The organism is Acinetobacter albensis (assembly GCF_900095025.1).
Taxonomy (GTDB): domain Bacteria; phylum Pseudomonadota; class Gammaproteobacteria; order Pseudomonadales; family Moraxellaceae; genus Acinetobacter; species Acinetobacter albensis.
In genome coordinates, this window is record NZ_FMBK01000001.1 from 231,560 (window position 1) to 257,119 (window position 25,560).

The window sequence follows — 25,560 nt, forward strand, 5'->3', positions numbered from 1 at the left end:
GTGTGATCGATCTTCGGTTAAAATTACAGGTTATTTGAGGTCATCCTGAGGACGAATATCAATATCTTTTTCCGCTTCACCTGTAGAACCATACGGATTATTGAATGGTTTATGTGTAGGATCGACATCTACTTCAGTTGGAAGCGTATCAATATGGTGATACTCATCGGTAATCACACTTGAATCGACTTGCTCTGTCAAAGGTGCAATATCTTGCTGTACAGATGGCTCATGATGTGGATTCGGTTCTTTCGCCTTTTCTTTAGCTTTATCAATTAAATTGGTCAATACTCGTTCAGCAGGCTGACGACCACCTAGACCGAAGGCTATTGCAAAAGCAACTGCAACTGCACCTAGCGTTAAACCGAAAGCAAGGTTAACAATTGAATCAGCGATACCCATAGCACGTAAGCCCATAGCGACCACTAAGCCCATAATCAGGATACGAACCAAATTGGCCAACCAACGTGAACTGTTGTATTCACCGCGACCAATCACATTTGCAACCAAATTGGCTAACCAGAAACCCACCATGAAAATTACAGCACCCAATAATATATTGGCACCAAAATGGATAAACATCGAAATCAAACCACTGACTTGCTCAAATCCAAGACGGTTTGCTGCTTCTGACACTGCAAATAACATAGTGAAGAAAACAATCAGATAACCGACAATACATGAAACTTTGGTGGTTCCTAAAAAGCGTTGTACATCAAGTTTGGCAGGAATTTCATCCACACCTGTACCAGCAACAACCTCAACCACCAAATTGGCCACAAAACGTGATACGACATAAGCCAAAATTAAAATTAGGCCTGCTGCTATAATATGGGGAATCGCATTCATAATTTCATACAACATCGCAGTCGCGGGTTGTGAAATTGCGTCTATGCCTAAAGCTTCAAATGCAATAATTAAAGAGGTAATAATAATAATGGCAAAAATAAATGAACCAAGTACTTGCGGTAAATTAGAACTTTTAAATAAGCCAATTTTTTGCGCTTGCTGTTGTAAATTTAAACTACGAATTAATCCTTCAACAATACCACGTACAATTTTTGCCAGAATATAACCAACAAAAACAATAACACCTGCAATGAAAATATTAGGTAAGAATGAAACGACATCATTCAACATATTTTGTATTGGGAATAATAATCCGTTTAAACCTAAAATCGAAAGTACAATTGGCAAAAATAGAAGTAAAATCAACCAATAAACAATATCACTGATATTCTGGCTAATTGGACTTACACCAACATCTGCACTTAATTTTTCATCTAATTGTGTTCGATCAAGCAGTTTTTGCAGTCCAACTTTGACCAAATTTGCGACAATCCAACCAATAAAACCGACTACAATCGCAGCTAAAAGCTGTGGAATAAACAATAAGAATTGCTGGAGCATATTACTAAAAGGTCCACTCACGCTGGTGAGATTTAAAACATTTAATGCTCCAACCACGGCAACAATCATGACTAACCAGAAAATGACACGTGAAAGAATACTTTCAACATTGGAACGATGCCCTGTTGTACTTGAGAGTTTTTGATTTGTGCCTAATTTTTGTAAAACTTTTTTAACCGCTGCCGCAAGTATGAGGGCAACAATCCAACCAATCAGTAAAATAGCAATAGCAGATAAAATAGGATGAAATTGATTCCAATAATACATGGCATCAAATTCGCCGCCTCTAGGGCCTCCAGAAAAATATTCATTCATATTGTCATTTCCTTTTGTTATTACTTATTGAAGTTCTGTAGCGTGCGTAATAGTCGCACTGTTATGTGAAGTGACCTAAATTCTCGATTATGTTATGAACAACCTTAGATTTAGTATGTTTCTTATTCAAGACAAATCAGCATAAATACAACAAAAGCGCACATCAGATTGCACAAAGCCCCCATCTTTTCAGATCGGGGCTTAAGGTATCATTTTATAAGATGATTAGTTGGCTGAACGGCCTACGCCAACATTGTCAGCTGCATCTTTAATCGCATCACTTTCATTTGCTTCTGTAGCGGTATCCACACCCGTTGCCACGGCTTCATTTTCTGGAGTTGCAGTCGTGCTGTTATTTGGAGTTGCGGGTTGAGCTGATGGATTGGGATGGCCAGGAGGTGCATCTTTAACATCAGGTTTAGGGTCTGCAAACATGTACGCCAGTAACGCGAGTAAGAAAACACCCACCAAAATTAAAATATAAACAGGTAAACGTTTCTTTTGATTCTTTTCTTCTGCACTGGTGACATGAGGTGGTTTATTAAAATCATGTGTCATGTTTATATCCCCTCTAATTTCTAAATAAGTATATTGACTTATAAACTGTAGCAAATGCACTAACAGCATTGTGTATAAATGCATAGCAACATGGTGAAAACATGTAAACTTTTCCTATACTTTTTCAAGCTAAATTCTTATTCAGATGAACATTCATCACCGCATCTTTTTCCAGATAATGTTAAATTACCCTTTTACCTCATTAAAGCTTAATCCAGCTTTAAGTGCTGAAAACTCTAAAATGAGCTATAATTGTGCACCTTGTTTTTCCTGCTGCTTAAGTTTATGGCGTATCGTCAACAATCTGTAACGCTTGATCTGGACACAGACGTGACTCATCAATGTTGTTTACATTCCACACGCGATGAACATCTCATTGGTATTATTGAATTTAATAAACCAAGTTATGTGCTGAAATGGGGTGATTTAGAATATTTTCGACGTCGTACTGAAGAATTTTCAGTCATGCCCTTCCCTGAGTGCATCAATGCCATGGTGATTGATATTCGAAATATTGCACCCTTCTTAGACAATGAAGTTCCTATTATTCCTTGGCGTTTATTAGAAGAGGAATGTCCAATTCGTCTAGTGGTACCGCAAGATCGTTTGGAACATTATTCAGGTTTGTTTGAACCGACGTGGCTCACCAGTGATGTTGAAACCGCTATTCAAGAAATTCGTGAATATATCGATATGTTTGTCCATTAAAAGGAAAGAATACCTTTCCTTTTACCTTAAGTTTTAAAAAGTTTAACTTGCCTATTTTGTCCTTAGTTTTACCAATAATTTTCTACTGCGATATTCCCTTCACCTCGACGATTCATTTTTAAACCGCGTGCTTTTAATGCTTCTTTGGTGTCCTCGACCATTTGTGGATTTCCACACAGCATAATATGACTGGTTTCAGTGTTAAATTGTAGACCAGTCGCTTGTTCTAATTCACCATTTTCAATCAATACAGGCAAACGTTCATGTAAGGCAGAATGAGGGTCGCGGGTAACAATTGGGATAAATTTAAAGCCTGAGTGTCCTTCCCCAAAAGTTTGAGCAATGTCTTGAATACGTTCGACATACGCAAGCTCTGAAACCGTTCGAACACTGTAGACCAAATAAATATGTTTATATTTAGACCATGTTTCAAAGTCTTGTAGCATTGAAATGAAAGGCGCTAAGCCTGTTCCCGTTGCCAGTAACCATAAATCTTGTGGCAAGGGTAACTGATAACGTGCCAACGTTAAAAAGCCATAAGGTATTTTTTCTAAATAGAGTTCATCGCCAATTTGTAAATGTTGCAAATTTGAAGTAAATGCGCCATCGGGAACCACAATTGAAAAAAATTCCAAAGTTTCATCAAAAGGTGAGGACACCACTGAATAGGCTCTAACCACTAGTTCATCGCCGACTTTAAGTCCAATACGGGCAAACTGGCCTGCGGTAAATTTAAAATGTGCAGGTCGGGTCATGGTAAAACTGAATAAGGTATTGGTCCAGCGGTGTACAGATAAGACTTTTTCTAAACTAAATTTTTCACTTGACATGATTTCAACGTGGCATGAAAGACTATGCTCATGGTAGCATGACCACATAATTTATTAATAATTTTTAAATGTTAAGGCACTATTCATGCGCATGACTTTACGCCAGTTGGCTGTTTTTGTAGCAGTCGCTCAAGAAGGCACAGTAACCAAAGCCAGTGATGCCGTAAAGCTCACCCAAAGCGCAGCCAGTATGGCTCTAGCCGACTTAGAAGATGGCTTGGGTGCTCCCCTCTTTGACCGTTTAGGTAAACGATTACAACTCAATGACTTAGGACGATTTTTATTACCACAAGCTTTAGAAATTCTGGGGCGTTGTGACGCTTTCGAACAAGCTGCAAAAGGTGAGTTACAAAGTATTGACTTAAGACTTGGCGCAACACTAACGATTAGTGATTACCTGATGCCAGACCTAATGGCAGAGTTTTTACAAATTCAACCACAAGCGCATCTACAGCTTCAAGTTGGCAACACTCGCCAAATGATTGAAGCCGTCAACCAGTTCCAACTTGATCTTGCCTTGATTGAAGGTTCTTGTCATTTACCCCAATTACAATGTATTCCTTGGCGTGATGATGAACTTGCCGTCTGTTGCGCACCTACCCATCCTCTCGCACAATTGGGCCGCAACGTAACAGCAGCAGATTTCGATCAAGTGGAATGGATTTTACGCGAAGAAGGTTCAGGAACACGTGAAGTTTTTGACCATGCCATTTTAAAAGATTTACCTGATGCCAATATTCGTTTGACCCTCGGTCATAATGAAGCAATTTTGAAAATTGTGGCTGGCGGTATTGGAATGTCATGTATTTCGAGACTAGCTATTGAACCTTTAATTGAAAAAGGACATTTGGTGATTATTGATACGCCTTTTTGGCAATTGACCCGTCCTTTATTTATGCTAGTCCACCGACAAAAGTATCAAGGTCCGGGTTTAAAAGCTTTTATTCAATTCTGTGAAAAAAAATAAATCATAAAATGAAAATGCGCTTAAACAGCGCATTTTTTTAGCGTCTGAATTGACGTTCACAAGGTTCACCATCATGATTACCGTCCATTTGAGTTCCAGGACAGTTTCTTAAAAAGAATACTGCCTCATCATAAGAACGCATTTGTGAACAATGCGTACGCCCGTCACACTTAAATGCTGATACCGATACTTGAGGGTACTCCTTTTCTGTAATAGGACTTCCTTTTACTGCAACAGATTGATTGGATCTATTCTCTAAATGCGCTTTACTTTCTTTAGACAGCACCTGATCTGGTAAATTACCCAAAGCTTGACGCTGTTGTTTCACTATCTGTGCTTGTTCATGCATAAATTGCTGTGCTTTTAATAACTGAGTCTGCCTATAAGCCTGATATTTGTTATACACCACTACTGACAATACTAGGATTAGCAATAATCCAATCACGGTGAATAGATAAGATATGCGACTCCTTTTTTCTCTAAACCTTGGCGAAGCCTGCTGATTAGATAGATTTTTCTTCACATCGTAATTTGATTCTTTTATCTCTTCTTTCAAATCTAATCGAACAATCTGATCTGCTTTTAATTTGCCATGATCTTCAACAATAGAAAATCTCAGCTTCTCCCCAATTTTAGGTGCAATATGTGCATTTGGAAAATCATGAATATGAAAAAATAGATCTTTGGCTTCACCTTGAATTGAAATAAAACCAAAACCACGCGCTGTGATATAACTTTTAATTTCCCCCTCAACAAACATAACGCTCTCTTATTATTTCAGTCTTATACATAGAATTATAATAAAAAAACGCCATTTAGGCGCTCTTTTATACGTATAAAATTTCATTCTAAATTAAAATGTAATCCTATATGCGTTACCACAATCAGCGTCTAAAATTAGATAATAATGATGTAGTAATCGATTTATTATGTGTCGAAACTTTTGCTTTTTTTGCTTTTGCAGAAGTGTCTTCAACACGTTCTATACGCACGGCCTTAAACTTTTCTCCATTCTCAACCACCAAGAATTTTACACGCTCATTGCGTTTAGGTTCACCTTCTGCGGCAGGGAAGTCTGAAATGTGGAAAAATATATCTCCGTCCATTGTACCGATAAAACCAAAACCTTTTGCAGGGTCATACTGTTTAATTTTGCCCTGTTGAAATTCATCTTTCATGCTGCTGCCTTATTCTCAAAACGCCATGTGTACAGTATATAAAAAAAGAGGCTTTAAAGCCTCCCTTTTGATCAAGTTCAAAAATTAGTCTTTTTGCACAGAACCAAAAATTTTATCACCCGCATCACCCAAGCCCGGTACGATATAACCCTGCGCATTTAAACCGTCATCAATCGAAGCGGTAAAAATAGTCACATCTGGATGTAACGCTTCTACGCGCTTAATCCCTTCTGGTGCCGCCACTAAGACCATGACTCGAATATCTTTACAGCCACTTTCTTTTAGAACATCAATCGCTGCGACAAGAGATGAACCCGTTGCCAACATTGGATCGATAATCATAGCAATACGGTTTTGTACATCAGGAACCAATTTTTTATAATACGTACGTGCTTCTAAGGTTTCCTCGTCACGCTCTAAACCCAAAACAGATACTTTCGCACTTGGAATCAGATTTAAAAAACCATCCAACATGCCAATACCTGCTCTTAAAATAGGTACAACTGTGATTTTTTTACCTGCAATACGTTGCGTGGTGACTTTACCATTCCAACCATTAATTTCATGATCAATCACAGGTAAATCTTTGGTCGCTTCGTAGGTTAAAAGCATCGTCACTTCTTGTGAAAGTTCACGAAAGTTTTTGGTACTAATATCTGCACGGCGCAGTAGACCCAGTTTATGTCGAATAAGTGGATGTCGGATTTCATGAATAGCCAAGGGAGAGCACCTAAAAGATGAAATAAAATTTTGCTTATTATAAGTTGTTTTTACGCGCTATATAAACAAAAAGCCCCCTATCTCAGGAGGCTTTTTATTAAAAACTAATCGTTTTTTTAGATTACTGTTGTGAGAGCATGAAATGCAGTGGCGATAAAATCTCGGCTTGAAGTGCCATTTTAATCACGGGGTCAGGATAAACACCTATGACCAATACAGCCAGCGCAGCAGCCAATACCATCAAACCACCGACTTTTTGGCCCCAGTGTTTATCGGCATCAATACGTGGTGTATCTGGCGGTGTCATATACATCACCACCATAACACGCAAGTAATAGTACAAACCAATACCTGAACCGACCACAATCATGGCAGCAAGGAACCAGTGATGCGTTGTAACTGCCGCCATCACAATCAGGAATTTACCAATAAATCCTGCGGTCAATGGAATACCTGCCAAAGACAACATCATTACAGTTAAAGTGGCCGTTAATACTGGACGACGCCAGAATAAACCACGGTAATCTGCCAAGCTTTGTGCTTCATCCACATTATTATATGGACTAGACATCAGCGCAACTGCACCAAATGCACCAATCGTGGTCAATACATAGGTAATCACATATACCGATACGCTACCCAGACTTGCAAAAGTCATGCTGACTAAACCAATCAACAAATAACCAAAGTGTGCAATCGATGAATAACCCAAAATACGTTTTAGGTTCACTTGACGCACGGCAAGGAAGTTACCGACCAAAATCGAAAGCACTGCAATAATCGTAATAATCGTCACGATTGATTCGACTAAAATTGCACCTGAAGTTAAGAGATAACGAACAAATAAACCAATGGTCGCTACTTTTGCCACAGTCGCAAGGAAAGTTGCGATAGGGGCTGGAGCTCCAGCATAAACATCTGGTGTCCATTTATGAAATGGCGCAAGAGACAATTTAAACGCAACCGCAAAAATGATCAGGCCTAAACCTAAAATCACCATCGGTTGTTGAATCGCTTGCATTAAAGCCTGAACATTGTCATAGAAAGACAAAGAACCTGTATATGCATAAATATAGGCCATGCCCATCAACAACATTGCCGAAGCTGTTGCTGATAGAACCAGATATTTAATACCGGCTTCTAAAGATTGTGAACGTTGATGGGTATACGCTAACAAACCATAGATCGGAATCGACATCAACTCAAGGCTAATGAAGAAAGATGCATAATGAGAGCTTGAAACCATGAGCATTGCACCCGCAACCGAACATAACATTAAAATGTAAAGTTCTTCACGGTTATCTTGATAGCTTTCGATATACGCATGCGACAAGGTACAACATGCCAGTGCAGCAACAATAATCACCAACTGATAGAGCATGCTAAATGGATCAACCATAAACATACCCATCACATTCGCAGGTACAAATGACCCACCGAACATGGCGATTAAAATATATGCTGCGGCAAGGTTTAAACCCACCACAGATGCTGTTGCAATTAAATTGTGATTTCGTTTAATGGCAACGAGAATCATCACCACGATCGCAGTTAAAGCCACGATCATCACAGGAGCCAAAGGCATTAGCTCAGAAAATGATATTGTGAAGTTCATGGCTTATTGGATCTCCACATTTTGTTGTGATATGACTTGTTGAGTCACATCGACAACGTCTTGAACTGGAATATAGCTATTGGCTAACCACGCCATACTTGAGTTTGAAATATCAAGGAAGCTTTGTGGATAAATCCCGAGCCACAGTAGACCAAACGCACAAATCAATAAGATCGTAATTTCACGCGCATTCAAATCTTTAAGCGGAAGAGTATAGTGCTGTTTCTGCTCTTCATTCGGCGTACCAAATAAAGCTTTATGAATCAGAATTAAGCCATAAAGACCTGCCATCACTAAACTGATTGCAGCCAAAATGGTAAAGGTTGGGAACTGACCGAATGAACCCATTAAAATCAGGAATTCACCGATAAAGTTACCTAAGCCCGGAATACCGACCAATGCAGCAACAAAGAACATGAGGAAGAATGACAGGTATTGGAATTGACCTCGAATACCACCCATTTTTCGTAAGTCACGTGTATGTAAACGCTCATACACTTGGCCACACATAATGAACAATGCAGCAGAGGATAAACCATGTGCCAACATCATAATCATTAAGCCTTGGAACGTTAAAATATTACCCGCGTAAAGTGCAAGCAATACAAAGCCCATATGCGAAATAGAGGTGTAAGCCAATAAGCGTTTCATATCGGTTTGTTGGAAAGCACACCAAGCACCGTAGAAAACACCAATTAAGCCTAAAATGATAGCAATGTCAGCAAACTGCGCAGATGCGGCTGGAAAGAACGGAATCACAAAACGAAGTAAACCGTATGCAGCAGTCTTAATTAAAATACCTGCTAAGTCGACAGAACCCGCTGTTGGTGCTTGAGCATGTGCATCGGGTAACCAACCATGTAATGGAAATACAGGAAGTTTTACAGCAAAACCGATAAACATACACAGCATTAAGGCATAAGCCACTGACGGTAATTGCGCATCGAGTGTATTTGCGACACCTAATAGATAGTTATAATCGAATCCGATCATCCCTGTCATCATGTAACCGTAAATCACCAAGCCCAAAATACCAATGAGCATGATTAAACCCGCAACTTGAGTATAAATAAAGAACTTAGTCGCTGCATAAACACGAGATTTACCATCTGCGCCTTTATGGCCCCAAAGTGCAATCAAGAAATAGATTGGAACCAGCATCATCTCCCAGAAGAAGAAGAACAAGAACAAATCAATTGCAAGGAATACACCGATCACCCCACCCAAAGACCATAAAAGGTTCAAATGGAAGAAGCCAACATTCTTTTGAATCTCGCCCCATGAACAGCCTACTGCAATCACACCCAGTAATGCAGTTAAACCCACCATCAGTAAAGATAAACCATCCACTGCCAAGTGAATGTTAATACCCAGAGTTTGAATCCAAGGCAACATGAATTCGGCAGACCAAGTCGGAACTTTAGCGCCTATTTCATAGTGATAGGTTCCCGATTGCCAAAGGACAACCGTTAAACCTAGCGTTATAAGCATGCCGAATAAGGCAATATAACGCGGCATTTTGTCATCGAACTTGTCGACTAACCAACAAATAAAACCTGCAATGAATGGTACAAGAATCAGTGCGGGTAAAATCCAGTTGTTTGTGATTTCCATCTTATTTCCCCACGACCTGAATCACGATCAAGATCATCAGTAATACTACGACACCAAGTGACATACTAGATGCGTATTCACGCAATGAACCTGTTTGGCGCGCGCTTGTGAAGCTATGACCACTTTTCACAATCGCAGGAAGCACCAACCATAAGCCATCAATTGGGTCACGACCGATAATTTTCGTAATCAGTAAATATGGCTTCACAAATACGATGTTATACAAGGCATCAAAACCAAATGCATTACGACAGATATTTGCAAGACCTGCACCCAATGAACTTTGAGCAAAAGTTTTTACTGCACCATATGCAAATGCAAATAAAATCACACCCACTACAAGACCAGCAAGCGCAATACCTACTGCGGTATGCTCAGCGCTGTGTACCCCTGCTTCAAGTGCTTCAGGAATAATAAATGCTGGAATTTTCGCAGAATTAAGAATTGCTTCTACAGGCGCTTTTAAGAAGTAAGCTAAACCAGTTGAAAGTACTGCTAAAATACCCAACGGTGCCCAATAAGTTGCGCCTTTAATCTCATGATACGGTGTATTTTCTTTACCAAAAAATACTACCCAGATTAAACGGAAAGTATAAATAGAGGTTAAGAACGCACCAGCAACACCAACCCAATACAAACTGTTATATACAGGAAGGTTGGCAATATGACCTTGCGCCCAAACTGCACCTAAAATCGCATCTTTCGAGAAGAAACCAATAGTAATGAATGGGATTGCAGCCAATGCACCGCCACCGATGGCAAAGCAAGCAAATAAGAATTTGTTATGTTTAAACAAACCACCCATTTTAAAGATGTTTTGTTCGTGGTGGTAAGCCATAATCACCGCACCAGAAGACAAGAATAATAATGCCTTGAAGAATGCGTGAGAAAGCATGTGGAATAAACCTGCTTGATAAGCTTCAGCACCCACTGCCATAAACATATAACCCAGCTGACTCATGGTGGAGTAAGCCAAAATACGTTTGATGTCTGTTTGAACCAAGGCAGCAAAACCAGCCACAATTAATGTGACCGCACCCGTGATCGAGATGAACATCATCACTTCAGGGGTCATTTCAAACACAGAGAACATACGGCAGCACAGGTAAATACCTGCAGTGACCATGGTCGCAGCATGAATAAGTGCAGAAACAGGCGTTGGACCAGCCATCGCATCAGCAAGCCAAGTTTGTAATGGAATTTGTGCAGATTTACCCGCGGCACCCAAGAACAACATTAAAGATGTCCAGATTGCCAATGAATGATTACCGGCTAATACTTGTGGTGCATTGGCAACGATTGTTCCAATATGCAAAGTATCAAATTGTTGATAAAGCAAGAACAATGCGATGAGTAAGAAAACATCACCGACACGCGTTACTGTAAATGCTTTAATGGCTGCAAAACCATTTTCAGGTTTTTCGTAGTAATAACCAATCAACAAGTATGAACATAGACCTACGCCTTCCCAACCGAGGAACAATAACGCCAAGTTATCGCCCAAGACCAACAACAACATGCTGGCCACAAACAAGTTGAAATAAGAGAAGAAACGCGCAAAATCTTCTTCACCACGCATGTACCATGATGCAAAAATGTGGATCAGGAAACCCACACCTGTGACCATGCCCATCATCAGTAATGATAGACCATCTAAATGCAAGCTCATACCGGGTGCAAATCCACCCACATTGAACCAAGTCCATAGATGTTGAACTTGAGCCACTGAGCCATTGGCGACAAAACCGAGACCAGCAATTAATGCAAATAATGCTGAAAGACCGACTGAACCTACACCAATAATCGCTGCAATATTTTCCGGAAGCTTGTTACGCCCCGCCGCCAATAGGACAAAACCAATGAGCGGAAACAATACTGTTAAATATAAATAACTCATCCGCGCATCTCACTAGCAGCATCTACATCCAAATGATGGAAGCGATGGTAGAACTGAAGGACGATCGCAAGACCAATACATGCCTCAGCAGCCGCAAGTGTTAAAATCAAGATAAACATAATTTGTCCATCCGGTTGTAACCATGCACTACCTGCTAAAACAAACGCAAGTGCAGCTGCGTTCATCATCACTTCAAGGCTCATTAACATAAAAAGTAAATTGCGTCGCACCATTACACCGTAAAAACCGAGTGCAAAAAGAATGGTCGCAACGATCAAACCATGTTCTAAAGGGATGTTGCCCATTATTCTTTTTCCTTTTCTGCACTTGGTTCACGCTTGCCCAAATGGAATGCTGCAACCAAAGCTGCAAGCAATAACATCGCGGCAATTTCAACCAATAATAAATAGTGAGTAAAGAGCGCTTGACCGACTACTTTAGGTCCAATCACTTCAGTGCCCATGACAGGTCCTGCAGTGGTGTAATCTGAACTTAACATCCAGATCAATACCAAACCCATGAGAAAACTCATGAGTGCGGGATAGGCCCATGCAGATGAAGTGAGCCACTTACGTTCTTGTTCAACCGTATGTTGACCCAAGTTCAGCATCATGACCACGAATACGAACAACACCATAATGGCGCCAGCATAGACAATAATTTCTAATGCACCCGCAAATGGAGCACCCACAATCATGAACATACCTGCTACAGCAAGCAATGACACGATTAAACTCAGTAAAGCATGTACAGGATTCGCATTAGTAACAACACGAACCGTCGAGACAATGGCCACAAGTGCCATCAAATAAAATGGCCACATCATGGTAATAAGCTCCGTACATCTACAGGTGCACTTTCACGTTGTGCTTGACCTTTATCTTTACCTGTAACAGCCATACCCGCTACACGGTAGAAGTTATAGTCAGGATATTTACCAGGACCTGAAATGAGTAAGTTTTCTTTCTCATAGACCAAATCTTGACGAACATATTCACCTAACTCAAAATCAGGTGTCATCTGAATTGCAGTCGTTGGACATGCTTCTTCACACATACCGCAGAAAATACAACGCGAGAAATTGATACGGAAAAACTCCGGATACCAGCGACCATCTTCTTTTTCTGCTTTTTGCAGTGAGATACAGCCCACTGGACATGCAACCGCACATAGGTTACAGGCCACACAACGCTCTTCGCCGTCAGGGTCACGCGTTAAAACAATACGACCACGGAAACGCGGCGGAACAATCTGTTCAGCTGGCACTTCTGGATATAAAATGGTGTCACGTTTACGTGTCACATGTGAAAAAACCATCCACAATGAACGTACAATTGACCCGAATCCAGCTAGAATTTTATACATTTTGTACTCCCTGCTGTCCTAGGCCTGATTCATCAGAATCACAGCACCAGTCACTAGCAAGTTGACCAACGCCAATGGCAAACAAATTTTCCAACCAAAGTTCATCACTTGGTCATAACGTGGACGCATTAATGAGCCACGAGCCAAGACAAACATCATTACAAAGAATGCTGTTTTAATAATGAACCAGAATACAGGTGGAATAAACGGAATTTCTAAGTTGAACGGCGCAAGCCAGCCACCAAAGAATAAAGTCACGATCAATGCTGAGATAAGAACCACGTTGACATATTCTGCAACGAAGAACATCCCCCATTTCATACCGCCATATTCAACATGATAGCCTTCAGCTAACTCTTGTTCTGCTTCAGGTTGGTCAAATGGATGACGATGCGTAACTGCAACCCCCGCCACAATAAAGATGAGGAAACCTAAGAATTGTGGAATAACGAACCAAACATCACGTTGTGCTTCAACAATTTCACGCATATTGAATGAACCCGCAATTGCGACCACACCCATCAGTGAAATACCCAAAAACACTTCATAAGAAATCGTTTGCGCAGCAGAACGTAGACCACCTAATAACGCATATTTGTTATTCGATGCCCAACCACCAAACAGTACGGCATACACTGCAATACCCGCCATTGCCATAAAGAACAATAAGCCAATGCTCATGTCCGCAACACCGAGTGTTGGGCTAACAGGAATCACCATGAATGATAGCACTGCAGTTGCCATCGCCACTGCAGGTGCTAAACGGAACGTCAGTTTGTCCGCAAATTTCGGTGTCCAATCTTCTTTAAACATGATTTTCAGCATGTCGGCAACAATCTGGAACATTCCTCCAGGGCCAACGCGGTTTGGACCATAACGGTCTTGCCACAATGCCAGTAAACGACGCTCGATGAATGACATCAATGCAGCAACCAGCACCACCACCAGTAAAATGACAATCGCTTGAATCACTGAATAAGCAATTGGCCAGTTTTCAGCCCAAAGCGGTGTTTGACGTATTAATTCTTGTTCCATGAATTACACTCCTACCGCGACTGAAACAGGTTCTGCCAAAGATACTGTTGGTGCTAAACCAATTGGATAACCAATATAACCTGCGGGTAAATATTCAATCACTTGTACCGGAAGACTAATAGTGGCTTCACCTGCTTGCACAGTAATTTTTTGGCCATCTTGCACATTTAAACGCGCAGCATCTTGCTCACCGACAGTAAACATTGCATTTGGAATACGAGATTCCATTGCTGCTGTTTTCACCGTAAATTCACCTGAAGCAAAAATGTGATGCATCGGTACTAAACGGAAACTTTCTGCATGTGCAACAACGGGCGTAGGTGCAACGAAAGTACGTGCAGCACGTTTTGCTAAACGATCAAATAAACGAACGCCAGAATCACCACCTTTTAAATGACCACCCACCTTGTCTTGGAATTTATTCCAAGCTTGTGGCGAATTCCAACCTGCAGACCATGCAAATGGAACTAATGCCGCTGGTGTTTCAGCTCCCACATAACCTTCCATCGAGAACGTTAATGCAGAATCTAAATCAATCGGTTGTTTTGGCTCATGGACAGATAATGGCGCACGCATTGCGGTACGACCTGAATAACGACGTGGCTCACGTGCAACTTTTAGACCATGTACACGGAAACCTGCATCTGGTGCAACATCTTGAATGCCTTCCAATGCTGGAACATTCTTGGCAACAGCTTCAACCACGTCATCTAACAATGTCCATGAAATCGCTTTACCTTTAAGACCAGTTTCAAGGGCATGTAACCAACGCCATGACTCTTTAATTGCTAATTCTGGTTTGTAATAGCTTGGGTCGTAGACTTGATAGAAACGTTGTGCACGGCCCTCTTGAGAAACGACAGTACCATCACCTTCAGCAAAACTTGCCGCAGAAAGCACAATAGATGCTTTCGCAACAGTTGCAGTTTCAGAATGATCAAGCACGATAATATCGTTGGCTTTGGCCAATGCTGCATCAACTTGAGCCGTTGGTAAACGACGATATAGGTCATTTTCCACGACAATGATCGCATCATAATCTTGGGCAAATGCTTGCTCTAAACTTTGACCACCGAAAATTGCTAAGCCCATCGAATTCACTTCAGGCACAGTTAAAGTCAAGCCTGCATGTGAACCCAAGTTTTGAGCAACTTGCGCTGCCGCCTCCATGATCGCTGGATCTTGTAGGCTTGTACCCGAGATGATCAATGGTTTTTTTGCTGCTTTTAAGGTATCAGCAATAGTCTGAGCAAATGCTTTAGCATCGTCATCCAAACCAGTCACAGACTCACCCGCAACTGCAGCAGCAATTGCAAAGCCTAAACGCGCAATATCATTTGGAGAAGCAACCACTTCACCTGTTGCAACGTCGGCTAAACGGGTTTGTGTTGCAGCCAAAATGTAAATCGGAGATTTTTCATCCTGTGCAATACGTTGAACTGGTTCAGCCAACCACTCTTGCGTACGACGTTCTGCTGCCATTTCTTTGGCTTTGTTTTTTGAAGCCTGACGAACAGATAAAGCCATACGTGGTGCAGTTTGTGTTAGGTCTTCACCCAAAATCAACACGGCATCATAGCTTTCAATTTCACGCATACCAGGGTTATAAACACCTTCGGTTTGCATAATTGATGCAGCTAACTCAACCAATTTTTGCTCTTTTTGAGATAAACCAGTAGAGAAATTTTCTTGGCCCACCAATTCACGCAGTGCAAAATTTGACTCTAAACTTGCACGTGGTGAACCAATACCTAAGACTTTTTTACCTTGGATATTTTCAATCACTGTGTCTAATGCTTGATCTACAGAAACTGTAGTCACATTTACGCCATCACGGAATTGAGGTTGGCGTGGACGATCTGCACGGTTCACATAACCTGTACCGAAACGACCTTTGTCGCATAGGAAGTATTGGTTCACGTCACCATTGAAGCGATTTTCGACACGGCGAAGCTCGCCATAACGTTCACCCGGAGAGATATTACAACCTGAAGAACAACCTTGGCATACGCTTGGCGCATACTGCATGTCCCATTTACGGTTGTAACGTTCAGAATGCGTTTTATCGGTAAATACACCAGTCGGACACACTTCAGTCAAGTTACCCGAAAATTCAGACTCTAAAGTACCGGACTCAGGACGACCAAAGTAAACACGTGACGCGCTTGCATACACACCAAAGTCCGTACCACCCGCATAGTCGTTGTAGTAACGAACACAACGGTAACATGCAATACAACGGTTCATTTCATGTGAAATGAATGAGCCTAGCTCTTGGTTGTAGTGCGTACGTTTAGTGAAACGATAGCGACGACGATCGTGTTGTGTCATCACCGTCATATCTTGTAAATGACAATGACCACCCTCTTCACACACTGGACAGTCGTGTGGGTGATTGGTCATTAAAAATTCAACAATCGATGCACGAAAATCTTTTGCTTCTTTGTCTTCAATCGAAATAAAGGTATTGTCAGATGCTGGTGTCATACATGACATGACCAAGCGACCACGCGTATCTTCTGGGTTCGCATATTGAGTCACGGCACATTGACGGCAAGAACCGACTGAACCTAAGGACGGATGCCAACAAAAGTATGGAATATCAATACCCAAAGATAAGCATGCTTGTAGCAAGTTCTCTGAGCCATTGACTTCATACGATTTGCCATCGACATGAATTGTAGCCATAGTCGAATTCCTTAAACTTGTTCAGCGTGGCGGGCAGCAGCAAGCGGACTATTGGTCACTTTTGCTTCAAACTCGCTACGGAAATATTTGAGTGCGCCCATCAACGGCTCCATCGCACCTGGTGCGTGAGCACAGAAGGTCTTACCAATCCACAATTTACGGGTAAGTTCAGAGAGATGCTCAATGTCTTCCATCTTCCCCTCACCCGTTTCAAGTGCTTTGAGTGCTTTTACAGCCCAAGGTAAGCCATCACGGCAAGGTGTACAGAAACCGCATGATTCACGTGCAAAGAACTCTTCTAAGTTACGTGTTGCAGACACCATGCATTGAGTTTCATCAACCACCATCAGCAAACATGTGCCTAAACGTGAACCTGCTTTCATGATACTTTCAGCATCCATCGGCAAATCAATATGTTCGGCCGCCAAAAAGTCGGTTGATGCGCCCCCTGGTAACCACGCTTTAAGGGTTAAGCCATCACGCATACCACCCGCATGATCTTCAATCACTTCACGTGCAGTCGTACCAAACGGTAGTTCCCAAAGACCTGGAAATTTTACTTTACCTGATGCGCCATAAATTTTAGTGCCTGGATCTTTAGACTTGCCCGCAGACAAACCGACATACCATTCAGGGCCACGCAAAATAATGGCAGGCAAGTTATTAAAGGTTTCGACATTATTGACAATCGTCGGACGTCCCCAAGCACCCGCAACTTGTGGGAATGGTGGTTTAGTCCGTGGATTTGCACGACGACCTTCAAGCGAGTTAATCAATGCAGTTTCTTCACCACAAATATAACGCCCCGCACCAGTGTGCACGTGCATTTCAAAGTTCCAGCCAGTACCGAGGATATTTTCACCCAAGTAGCCTTTGGCACGAATTTGCTCTAAAGCCTCATTTAAGTAACCAGCCGCTTCAATGTATTCACCACGGATGAAGATATAACCTTGAGTCGCTTCCAAGGTATATGCTGCAATCAACATACCTTCGATCAATTGATGTGGAAGTTTTTCCATCAACAAACGGTCTTTGAATGTGCCCGGTTCCATTTCATCGGCATTACAGATCAAGTAACGAGGGCCACCATCATTGGGTGCCATCAATGACCATTTAATCCCAGCGGGGAAACCTGCACCACCACGACCTTTTACTGTGGCAGCTTTAATGACATCAAGTACTTCAGTGGGTTTTAGCTCAATCGCCTTTTTAAAACCCGCATAACCTTCTAGAGCTTCGTAATCATCAGCACTACGCACATGTTCTTGTTTGCTCAAGCGCCAAGTGAGTGGATGAGTTTCCGGATTACCGTCGCCATAAATTGGTTTTGGTTCAGTATTCATACATACTTCTCCAATAACTGTTTAACTGAAGTCACTTCAACTAAGCCGTGAGTATCTTCATCAATCATTAAGGTTGGACCTTTGTCACAGTTGCCCAAACAGCAAATCGGTAGCAAAGTAAAACGACCGTCCGCAGTGGTTTGACCAAACTGAACACCCAATTCACGTTGGAATGCTTCGGCTAAGGTTTCTGCACCCATCAAAAAGCAGGCAATTGAGTCACAAAGTAAAATGACATGACGGCCTACAGGTTGACGATAAATACGATTATAGAAAGTCGCAACACCTTCTAAATCTGCCACACTAATCGTGAGTAATTGCGCAATAGCATTCATTTGCGCATCATCTACCCAACCATTACGGCGTTGTACACCTTTGAGCGCATCAAGTGATGCTGCACGTGGGTACGGATAGTGCCCCATGTGATGTTCAATTTCATGAATTTCTTCCGAAGTCAAAATTCCTTCAACATTCACACGTGGCTTTTTATCAGTCAAAATCATCATAATGCGTTTCCCCCTAGCGATCCACGTCAGCCATAACCACGTCAATGGTCGCCAAATAAATGATTAAGTCAGACATTAAGCTGCCATTAATCACAGAAGGCATTTGCTGTAAATGCGTGAAGGTTGGCGTACGAATACGAGTTCGATAACTCATCGTTGACTTATCTGAAGTCAAATAGTAGTTCGACGCACCTTTCACCACTTCCGCCATAACAGATGCTTCACCCGCAGGCATAACAGGACCCCATGACACGCTTAAGAAGTGCGTAATCAAAGTTTCAATATCTTGTAATGTCTTGTCTTTCGGCGGTGGAACAGCTAAAGGATGATCTGCTTTATACGCACCAGAAGGCATGTTATCCAAACACTGCTTAACAATCTTTAGTGATTCATTAATTTCATTGAAATGTACCATCACACGAGCATAAGCATCGCCCTCATACTCTAAAGGTACTTCAAACTCGTAATTTTCATAACCACTATAAGGACGATATTTACGAACATCGAAATCAATGCCTGTTGCACGTAAACCTGTACCTGTGACACCCCAAGCCAATGCAGATTTTGCATCGTACTGAGCCACATTACGGGTACGACCAACAAACACCGAGTTTTTCAATGCAGCTGTATAGTATTCATTCATACGCTTCGGCATCCAATCTAGGATTTCGCGAATGAGATGCTGCCAGTTGTTTGGAAGATCGTGTGCAGTACCGCCAATACGGAACCACGCAGGATGCATACGGTAGCCAGTAATCGCTTCGATTGCATCATAGATTTTTTGACGGTCGGCAAACATATAGAATACAGGGGTCATACCACCCGCATCTTGAATCGCAGTACCAATAAATAATAAATGGTTATTGATACGGAATAACTCAGACATCATCACACGGATACACTGCGCGCGATCAGGCACAGTAATTCCCGCCATCTGCTCCACACCCATGACATAAGGCATGTTTTGCGCACAACCACCCAAGTAGTCTACACGGTCGGTATAAGGAATGAATGAATGCCACGTTTGACGTTCAGCCATCTTTTCCACACCACGATGGTGATAACCGATATCAGGCACACAGTCTTTCACTTCTTCGCCATCTAACTGCAAAATGATACGGAATGCACCGTGTGCAGATGGATGGTTCGGACCTAAGTTCAAGAACATGAAATCTTCGTCAGCATTACCACGTGACAGTCCCCAATCTTCAGGCACAAAACGTAGGTGTTCTTGCTCGAAATCTTGCTTCGCTTGATTCTGCATATACGGTGTATATTCAGTGGCACGGGCAGAATATTCTTTACGTAGCGGGTGACCTTCCCAATATGTTGGCAACAAAATACGACGGAGCATTGGATGCCCATCAAAATTGATCCCGAACATATCGTAAGCTTCACGTTCGTACCAATTGGCATTTGGCCAAATATTGGTTGTTGTTTGAATATTAAGATCACTCTCATTCAACGCAACTTTAATACGAATATCACTATTACGCTCAAGCGATAACAGGTGATAAAACACAGTAAAGTCTGATGCAGGTAAACCGTCACGGTGAGTACGTAAACGCTCATCTACTGCAGACAAGTCAAACAACATCACGTATGGACGTGCGACTTTCCGCAAGAACATTAAAACGTCTTGTACACGTGCGCGCTCAACCCAGACTGTCGGAAAGTCTTCAAAAGTCGCTTGCACATAGAAGTTCTCACCAAATTTGGTTTTGAGTTCTTCTACAATTGCAAATGCAGGGCGTGAATCAACAGGCGTTGACTCTGGCATAGCAATGTCAGTTTCAGCCATTGGCTTGGCTTCCTATTTAATACAAATTCAGTCAACCTTAACGACAATTACACCCTAATCGGGTGCATCAATATTTCATCGTTAAAATTATTTAATTTCATCCATAGAGCGTAAATTTTTCACGGCAATACGTTCAGCATTTTTACGGTCACGTTCAGGCTGCATCTTTGGCTTATATACGGGCTGAAGATCATCACCAATGACCGCTGAAAGTGGTCGGCGCTCAAGTTGAATTTGGTCTTGGAGTAACATTAATGCTTGCAATAATGCCTCAGGACGTGGAGGACAACCTGGAATGTAAACATCAACAGGAATGATTTTATCTACACCCTGTACCACAGAATAAATGTCATACATACCACCAGAGTTTGCACAAGCACCCATTGAGATCACCCATTTAGGCTCTAACATTTGCTCGTATAAACGCTGAATAACAGGAGCCATTTTGACAAAGCAAGTCCCTGCGACAATCATTAAATCGGCCTGACGTGGCGACGCACGAATAACCTCAGCACCAAAACGTGACATGTCGTGCACACCCGTTAAGGTCGTTGCATATTCCACATAACAGCATGATGTACCAAAGTTAAAAGGCCATACCGAATTTTTACGGCCCCAGTTTACAGCTGTATGTACCACGTCCTCTAAACGAGTCATGAATACATTTTTATTCACTTCTTCTTCAAGCGGATCGGTTACGATTTGACGCTCTTGAAGTGGATATTGATCAGCATTCGGATTCGCACGGGTTAATGTATATTTCATCCCGAGTTACTCCTTAATAGATGATGTAGCCGGTGTTTTTGCTTTCACACGACCAGAAGATTGAGCAGGTATCTGACCAGTAGGGTCGATCACCAACTCTTCAATAGAGTTAAAACGAGTAATCTCTGCAATATCCATATTCGCTGAGCCTAGTTTAGGTTTAATCCCTGCTGCTTTACGACGGTCTGAAGGTGCCCAATTTAGAGCACCAGTTGAAAGTTCATAAATCAAGCCAACGAGTAAAACTAAAATAAATACAGCGGCTGTTGCAAAACCCACCCAACCCACTTCACGAACAGACGTTGCCCATGCATATAGATAAAGTGCTTCTAAATCGAAAACGACAAAGAAAATTGCAACCAAATAGAACTTAGCAGACAAGCGGATACGTGCGCCACCAGCACCTACCACACCTGACTCAAACTGTTCTTGCTTTGCACGGCCCCATGATTTACCCCCAAGGAGTAAAGGAACAGTGAGCATAAAAACACAAAGAAATGTAACGCCGATCACGAAGGCAATAATTGCCCATTCGTATGGAGTAATGGCACTCATGCGGGGATAACTCCTGGCAGGCCTAATTTATTAACAAAGAATGCATGTATTGGCCTTCAAATACACCAAACACAAAATTAATCCCGCCAATTGTACCTGATTGATGATGTATCTTGCTAGCTTATAAGTCTTAGCCTTTTGGATGATTTTTTAGTCATATTTGATTTTTTATAAAGCCTAAAGCCTGTAAGACCTAATTCATCGTTTTATTAAATAAAAATAAGAAAAACGATTACTTTTTTCAAACCCATCTAACATAGACGAAAATTTAATCTCTTAGATGACTTTCAATTAAAAAATACCATCATTTAAATATTCACTTTAACTTTTTCTTCGCTATTTGATGAGTCGTAATTTTTAATGGTTTCAAGTTATTCAAATATATTTATGAATGATTCGTGAAAATAAACCTATTTTAAGCCACATTTTTCGAATCATTCAATTCTCATATTAAAAGCAGCCCTTTTAAACAGCACATTTTCTTTCTCTTATATCTAAAATTAATGTTACTTTTCATCATTTAAAAAGAATGATTTTAAATATCAATCGATAGGTAAATTTTACTGCTTTTATGTATTTTTTTTGCAACTCAACACATCTCCTACTGCATTTTTTGCGATATTTATGCTATTTCTATAACCACCCCTAAAACCAAAAATAAGGAATAAACACATGAGCTTAGAATACACACACAAACCTAATTATTTTTTCTTCGCACAACTTTTAGTGCGTCATGTGGAGGGATATATAGAAAAACACCCAGATGCTCAAAATGCGATTTTTGACCTCCGTGATGTCTATGAACTTTTTCGTCAAGACTTTGCATCTGCAACCACCAATCTTGATAGTATTTTAAACATTGCTGATGAATACAAAGTAGAAACTTTAAACGGTGACCAAAAATTGATTAGTCGCTATTCTATTGATGCTCAGAATAATGCACTCCTTCTCGATTTTAATGCAGATGCTTTAGAAAGTTTAAAACAAGGCAAACGAATTATTGAACCAGAAGCAACCAGTTTTGAATAAATGACAATAAAAAGCACCATCAGATGGTGCTTTTTATTACCTCAACTCTTGAGTTAATCAAAAATTTATTTTCATGGGTTAATCTACTTAAGAATCTTTACTCTCTTTCAAACCCACTCAATTTCTTTTTTGTTTGATTAAATCCTTGAATTTTCAGAGGCCATGACATCGTAAAACGGGCACCACCCAAAGTTGGGCTTTGATCAACGTCAATTTCCCCACCAAACCAGTAAGCAATCCGGCTCACAATAGATAAACCCAGACCATAACCACCAGAGGCTCGTGTCCGACTATCATCTAGCCGAGTAAATGCCTCAAATATTCTTTGACGCTCTTCTTCTGGTATGCCTGCGCCATCATCTTCCACTTGCACATAAGCATATCCATCATCATCAATTCCACCACTTACAATCACTTTATGATCACAGTAGCGCACTGCATTACCCACCAAATTTTGTACGACACGATGTAAGTAACGTCGTTCAGCATCCACCACCACATCAATAGAGGGTGCATGCAGCACAATTTCTTTTTGAGTTTTCAATGCTTCAGTTTCAACAACGACTTGATCAAGCACTTCAAATAAGATAATTTTTTCAAAATCTAAAGATGGCGTCCCTTGCTCTAGTTTTGCATAGGTCATAATTTCATCAATTAAGGTATTGAGTGCTTCAATATCTTTATCAATCATGTCAACTTGCTGCAAGCGGTAATCGTAATCTTCCTCTTCTGCCAACATCTCCATACCAAAACGAATACGTGCCACAGGCGTTCTCAGCTCATGCGAAACGGCTCTCATCAACTCTCGTTGCGCTTCGATCAGGCGTAAAATATGATCTGACATACTATTGTAGTTGGTGGCTAAACTTGCCATTTCATCTGTCCCATCGACAGGCAAACGCAACGTCATATCACCAGATTTCATCCGATGTAAGGCATAATTAACTTCACGTAAACGGCGTTGCATTGGCACCAAAAGACCATACACGCCTAAGCTCAAGACAAACAAACTCAATAAGGTAATGCCAGCTGCCAATTGAAAAGGCATCCAGTTAAAAAGCGGTACAGGGCCTAAAACCAAAACTTCAGATGGGGAACTCGGAATTGGCGAAACAATCGAAATAGTCGTGCCACGCACTGATGCACTGTCACGATACAAAATGATGCTGTGATCCAAACGAAGTCGTCCAACTTGTTCAGAATCAAGTGGCAGGCTTTGAACCTTCACAATTTCGATAGGATAAGAAAAGTTTGATTGAATTTTGGCTAAATATTCTTTTTCTTGACCTGGGTAATACACCAGATAATCCAAAATAAAAATAGGCAGCGCTTTCATTTGGCGCTCGCCTATTTTATCCACTTTAATGTAGAGCAAATGCTTAGAATCTTTTTGCAAACCAATAATGATAGAAGCTGCTGAATTCTCAGCATCATAACGAACCACAGCTTTACGATTAGAAATTCGTTTTTGTTCGGTTCGTGACAACTCAACCTTAGCAGCATCTACATAATAAATCGGCAATTCCAGCAAATCAGCAGCATCTGAAATCCAATCAAGCTTTTGCTGCTCATTCGGCTGCCGTGCAATGCCCTCGCTAATGATATACGACACGCCATCGGTTAACGATTCACGATATTCTTGCGCACGCTGATAATTAATAATTTGTACCAATAAGTAAGCAAATAAAGCAACCAAGGCGACTAAAATTACCAATCCTGCATAAATACGCAAAAATATACTGTGTTTAAACAAGAGCGTGTCCTATCAAATAAGCGGAACGATTAAAGACCGTTGGTTTCTTTAACAAATAAATAACCTTTACTACGTACGGTTTTAATACGCTTCGGATTTTCAGGATCATCGCCAATTTTTGGACGAATACGTGAAATACGCACATCAATTGAACGGTCTTGACCATCGTATTCGATCCCACGTAAACGCTCAAAAATATCTTCGCGCGATAAAATACGACCGGCATTAGAAGCCAACAACCACAAGAGATCATATTCAGCACTGGTGAAATCAACCAATTCACCATTTAATGTTACTGAACGACCACCGTTATCAATAACCAGATCATCAAACTCGATACGTTGCGCCACTTCATCTTCAGGCACTTTATCTGTACGACGCAACAATGCTCGAATACGCGCTAAAAGCACACGAGGCTGAACAGGTTTTGCAACATAATCATCAGCACCCATTTCTAGGCCCAATACCTGATCCATATCTTCTGTACGTGCAGTCAACATCAAAATAGGTTGGTGATAGTGGGGACGAACTTCACGACAAATGGTTAAACCATCTGCACCTGGCAACATGACATCAAGCACAACCATATCTGGCTGCTCAGCAATGATACGACGAATCGCACGGTTACCATCAGGTTCTACACCTACTTCCAATCCATTACGGATAAGGTATTCTTGAGTCAAACGCGCAAGGCGCTCATCGTCTTCAACGATTAAAATTTTAGGTAACTTTTCTTCTTGGCTCATAAAATGCCCCTTAATATGGATTTAGGTATCCTTAAAAATCCAACAGATACGTTTTAATATATTCAGCAATATACACACGTTTACAATGTAAACAAGATACCATTCACGAAACTGCTACATCAAAGTAGTTTTTTGTTATATTTTTATTATGCATTGAATTGA

24 protein-coding genes are annotated in these 25,560 nt (G+C 41.1%); 3 read left to right on the top strand and 21 right to left on the bottom strand.

From position 1 onward, the window contains the following. Positions 1–30: 30 nt before the first annotated feature. Both GA0116959_RS01040 and GA0116959_RS01045 read right to left on the bottom strand, forming a co-directional pair. Positions 31–1,725 (bottom strand): mechanosensitive ion channel, encoded by a 1,695-nt coding sequence (locus GA0116959_RS01040; protein ID WP_092717408.1) that lies wholly within the window; start codon positions 1,723–1,725, stop codon positions 31–33. Between the two features lie 225 nt (positions 1,726–1,950). Further along, positions 1,951–2,283 (bottom strand): hypothetical protein, encoded by a 333-nt coding sequence (locus tag GA0116959_RS01045; protein WP_053578555.1) that lies wholly within the window; start codon positions 2,281–2,283, stop codon positions 1,951–1,953. A 285-nt stretch (positions 2,284–2,568) separates the two neighbouring features. Between GA0116959_RS01045 and GA0116959_RS01050 the strand changes: the two genes are divergently transcribed. Then, positions 2,569–2,991, top strand: a complete 423-nt coding sequence (locus GA0116959_RS01050; protein WP_053578556.1) for a hypothetical protein — start codon at positions 2,569–2,571, stop codon at positions 2,989–2,991. A 68-nt stretch (positions 2,992–3,059) separates the two neighbouring features. Here GA0116959_RS01050 and GA0116959_RS01055 read toward each other — a convergent pair whose 3' ends face one another. After that, entirely contained in the window at positions 3,060–3,821 is a 762-nt protein-coding gene (locus tag GA0116959_RS01055) for a ferredoxin--NADP reductase (protein WP_092717411.1), read from the bottom strand. A gap of 85 nt (positions 3,822–3,906) precedes the next feature. On the opposite strand from GA0116959_RS01055, the gene gigC reads away from it, so the two are divergent. After that, the gene (gigC, locus tag GA0116959_RS01060) at positions 3,907–4,788 is read left to right on the top strand and encodes a LysR family transcriptional regulator GigC (RefSeq protein WP_053578558.1); all 882 of its coding nucleotides are present in this window, start codon (positions 3,907–3,909) and stop codon (positions 4,786–4,788) included. A gap of 37 nt (positions 4,789–4,825) precedes the next feature. Here gigC and GA0116959_RS01065 read toward each other — a convergent pair whose 3' ends face one another. The 16 genes from GA0116959_RS01065 to ndhC all read right to left on the bottom strand — a co-directional run bounded on the left by GA0116959_RS01065 (position 4,826) and on the right by ndhC (position 21,870). Beyond that, the gene (locus tag GA0116959_RS01065; protein ID WP_053578559.1) at positions 4,826–5,548 is read right to left on the bottom strand and encodes a cold shock domain-containing protein; all 723 of its coding nucleotides are present in this window, start codon (positions 5,546–5,548) and stop codon (positions 4,826–4,828) included. A gap of 124 nt (positions 5,549–5,672) precedes the next feature. Then, positions 5,673–5,966: a cold shock domain-containing protein gene (locus GA0116959_RS01070; protein ID WP_053578560.1), complete on the bottom strand. Its 294-nt coding sequence runs from the start codon at positions 5,964–5,966 to the stop codon at positions 5,673–5,675. 84 nt (positions 5,967–6,050) lie between these two features. Next, a complete protein-coding gene (upp, locus tag GA0116959_RS01075) occupies positions 6,051–6,686 on the bottom strand; it encodes a uracil phosphoribosyltransferase (protein WP_053578561.1) in 636 nt (211 codons plus the stop codon). A 121-nt stretch (positions 6,687–6,807) separates the two neighbouring features. After that, positions 6,808–8,301, bottom strand: a complete 1,494-nt coding sequence (gene nuoN, locus GA0116959_RS01080; protein ID WP_053578562.1) for an NADH-quinone oxidoreductase subunit NuoN — start codon at positions 8,299–8,301, stop codon at positions 6,808–6,810. A gap of 3 nt (positions 8,302–8,304) precedes the next feature. Continuing rightward, positions 8,305–9,909, bottom strand: coding sequence for an NADH-quinone oxidoreductase subunit M (gene nuoM, locus GA0116959_RS01085; RefSeq protein ID WP_171256840.1), 1,605 nt, complete (start codon positions 9,907–9,909; stop codon positions 8,305–8,307). 7 nt (positions 9,910–9,916) lie between these two features. Continuing rightward, positions 9,917–11,812: an NADH-quinone oxidoreductase subunit L gene (nuoL, locus tag GA0116959_RS01090; RefSeq protein ID WP_092717416.1), complete on the bottom strand. Its 1,896-nt coding sequence runs from the start codon at positions 11,810–11,812 to the stop codon at positions 9,917–9,919. Next, a complete protein-coding gene (nuoK, locus tag GA0116959_RS01095) occupies positions 11,809–12,117 on the bottom strand; it encodes an NADH-quinone oxidoreductase subunit NuoK (protein WP_067726428.1) in 309 nt (102 codons plus the stop codon). Before nuoK ends, nuoL begins: the two co-directional genes overlap by 4 nt. Then, entirely contained in the window at positions 12,117–12,635 is a 519-nt protein-coding gene (gene nuoJ / locus GA0116959_RS01100; RefSeq protein WP_171256841.1) for an NADH-quinone oxidoreductase subunit J, read from the bottom strand. The genes nuoK and nuoJ overlap by 1 nt, the downstream gene beginning before the upstream one ends. Continuing rightward, positions 12,635–13,177: an NADH-quinone oxidoreductase subunit NuoI gene (gene nuoI, locus GA0116959_RS01105; RefSeq protein WP_053578567.1), complete on the bottom strand. Its 543-nt coding sequence runs from the start codon at positions 13,175–13,177 to the stop codon at positions 12,635–12,637. The genes nuoJ and nuoI overlap by 1 nt, the downstream gene beginning before the upstream one ends. An 18-nt stretch (positions 13,178–13,195) precedes the next feature. Then, on the bottom strand, positions 13,196–14,212 hold the full coding sequence (gene nuoH / locus GA0116959_RS01110) for an NADH-quinone oxidoreductase subunit NuoH (RefSeq protein ID WP_053578568.1): 1,017 nt from the start codon (positions 14,210–14,212) through the stop codon (positions 13,196–13,198). A gap of 3 nt (positions 14,213–14,215) precedes the next feature. Next, on the bottom strand, positions 14,216–16,900 hold the full coding sequence (gene nuoG, locus GA0116959_RS01115; RefSeq protein ID WP_092717423.1) for an NADH-quinone oxidoreductase subunit NuoG: 2,685 nt from the start codon (positions 16,898–16,900) through the stop codon (positions 14,216–14,218). An 11-nt stretch (positions 16,901–16,911) separates the two neighbouring features. After that, entirely contained in the window at positions 16,912–18,243 is a 1,332-nt protein-coding gene (nuoF, locus tag GA0116959_RS01120; RefSeq protein WP_092717426.1) for an NADH-quinone oxidoreductase subunit NuoF, read from the bottom strand. Then, positions 18,240–18,749 carry an NADH-quinone oxidoreductase subunit NuoE gene (gene nuoE, locus GA0116959_RS01125; RefSeq protein ID WP_053578571.1) on the bottom strand — a complete coding sequence of 170 codons (510 nt, stop codon included), beginning with the start codon at positions 18,747–18,749 and terminating at the stop codon, positions 18,240–18,242. The genes nuoF and nuoE overlap by 4 nt, the downstream gene beginning before the upstream one ends. 13 nt (positions 18,750–18,762) lie before the next feature. After that, on the bottom strand, positions 18,763–20,550 hold the full coding sequence (gene nuoC, locus GA0116959_RS01130; RefSeq protein WP_092717429.1) for an NADH-quinone oxidoreductase subunit C/D: 1,788 nt from the start codon (positions 20,548–20,550) through the stop codon (positions 18,763–18,765). 87 nt (positions 20,551–20,637) lie between these two features. Beyond that, positions 20,638–21,315: a NuoB/complex I 20 kDa subunit family protein gene (locus GA0116959_RS01135; protein ID WP_053578573.1), complete on the bottom strand. Its 678-nt coding sequence runs from the start codon at positions 21,313–21,315 to the stop codon at positions 20,638–20,640. A 6-nt stretch (positions 21,316–21,321) separates the two neighbouring features. Next, a complete protein-coding gene (gene ndhC / locus GA0116959_RS01140) occupies positions 21,322–21,870 on the bottom strand; it encodes an NADH-quinone oxidoreductase subunit A (protein ID WP_092717431.1) in 549 nt (182 codons plus the stop codon). A 672-nt stretch (positions 21,871–22,542) separates the two neighbouring features. On the opposite strand from ndhC, the gene GA0116959_RS01145 reads away from it, so the two are divergent. Further along, positions 22,543–22,899 (top strand): hypothetical protein, encoded by a 357-nt coding sequence (locus tag GA0116959_RS01145; protein ID WP_053578575.1) that lies wholly within the window; start codon positions 22,543–22,545, stop codon positions 22,897–22,899. Positions 22,900–22,996: 97 nt separating this feature from the next. Here the strand turns inward: GA0116959_RS01145 and bfmS are convergent, their stop codons facing one another. Then, a complete protein-coding gene (gene bfmS, locus GA0116959_RS01150) occupies positions 22,997–24,652 on the bottom strand; it encodes a sensor histidine kinase BfmS (protein ID WP_092717434.1) in 1,656 nt (551 codons plus the stop codon). 29 nt (positions 24,653–24,681) lie between these two features. Then, on the bottom strand, positions 24,682–25,398 hold the full coding sequence (gene bfmR / locus GA0116959_RS01155; protein WP_005104084.1) for a response regulator transcription factor BfmR: 717 nt from the start codon (positions 25,396–25,398) through the stop codon (positions 24,682–24,684). Positions 25,399–25,560 lie beyond the last annotated feature (162 nt).

Coding starts and splice junctions, on each gene's coding strand:
- GA0116959_RS01040 (WP_092717408.1), bottom strand. CDS start 1,725: ATGAATGAATATTTTTCTGGAGGCCCTAGAGGCGGCGAATTTGATGCC.
- GA0116959_RS01045 (WP_053578555.1), bottom strand. CDS start 2,283: ATGACACATGATTTTAATAAACCACCTCATGTCACCAGTGCAGAAGAA.
- GA0116959_RS01050 (WP_053578556.1), top strand. CDS start 2,569: ATGGCGTATCGTCAACAATCTGTAACGCTTGATCTGGACACAGACGTG.
- GA0116959_RS01055 (WP_092717411.1), bottom strand. CDS start 3,821: ATGTCAAGTGAAAAATTTAGTTTAGAAAAAGTCTTATCTGTACACCGC.
- gigC (WP_053578558.1), top strand. CDS start 3,907: ATGCGCATGACTTTACGCCAGTTGGCTGTTTTTGTAGCAGTCGCTCAA.
- GA0116959_RS01065 (WP_053578559.1), bottom strand. CDS start 5,548: ATGTTTGTTGAGGGGGAAATTAAAAGTTATATCACAGCGCGTGGTTTT.
- GA0116959_RS01070 (WP_053578560.1), bottom strand. CDS start 5,966: ATGAAAGATGAATTTCAACAGGGCAAAATTAAACAGTATGACCCTGCA.
- nuoN (WP_053578562.1), bottom strand. CDS start 8,301: ATGAACTTCACAATATCATTTTCTGAGCTAATGCCTTTGGCTCCTGTG.
- nuoL (WP_092717416.1), bottom strand. CDS start 11,812: ATGAGTTATTTATATTTAACAGTATTGTTTCCGCTCATTGGTTTTGTC.
- nuoK (WP_067726428.1), bottom strand. CDS start 12,117: ATGGGCAACATCCCTTTAGAACATGGTTTGATCGTTGCGACCATTCTT.
- nuoJ (WP_171256841.1), bottom strand. CDS start 12,635: ATGTGGCCATTTTATTTGATGGCACTTGTGGCCATTGTCTCGACGGTT.
- nuoI (WP_053578567.1), bottom strand. CDS start 13,177: ATGTATAAAATTCTAGCTGGATTCGGGTCAATTGTACGTTCATTGTGG.
- nuoH (WP_053578568.1), bottom strand. CDS start 14,212: ATGGAACAAGAATTAATACGTCAAACACCGCTTTGGGCTGAAAACTGG.
- nuoG (WP_092717423.1), bottom strand. CDS start 16,900: ATGGCTACAATTCATGTCGATGGCAAATCGTATGAAGTCAATGGCTCA.
- nuoF (WP_092717426.1), bottom strand. CDS start 18,243: ATGAATACTGAACCAAAACCAATTTATGGCGACGGTAATCCGGAAACT.
- nuoE (WP_053578571.1), bottom strand. CDS start 18,749: ATGATGATTTTGACTGATAAAAAGCCACGTGTGAATGTTGAAGGAATT.
- nuoC (WP_092717429.1), bottom strand. CDS start 20,550: ATGGCTGAAACTGACATTGCTATGCCAGAGTCAACGCCTGTTGATTCA.
- GA0116959_RS01135 (WP_053578573.1), bottom strand. CDS start 21,315: ATGAAATATACATTAACCCGTGCGAATCCGAATGCTGATCAATATCCA.
- ndhC (WP_092717431.1), bottom strand. CDS start 21,870: ATGAGTGCCATTACTCCATACGAATGGGCAATTATTGCCTTCGTGATC.
- GA0116959_RS01145 (WP_053578575.1), top strand. CDS start 22,543: ATGAGCTTAGAATACACACACAAACCTAATTATTTTTTCTTCGCACAA.
- bfmR (WP_005104084.1), bottom strand. CDS start 25,398: ATGAGCCAAGAAGAAAAGTTACCTAAAATTTTAATCGTTGAAGACGAT.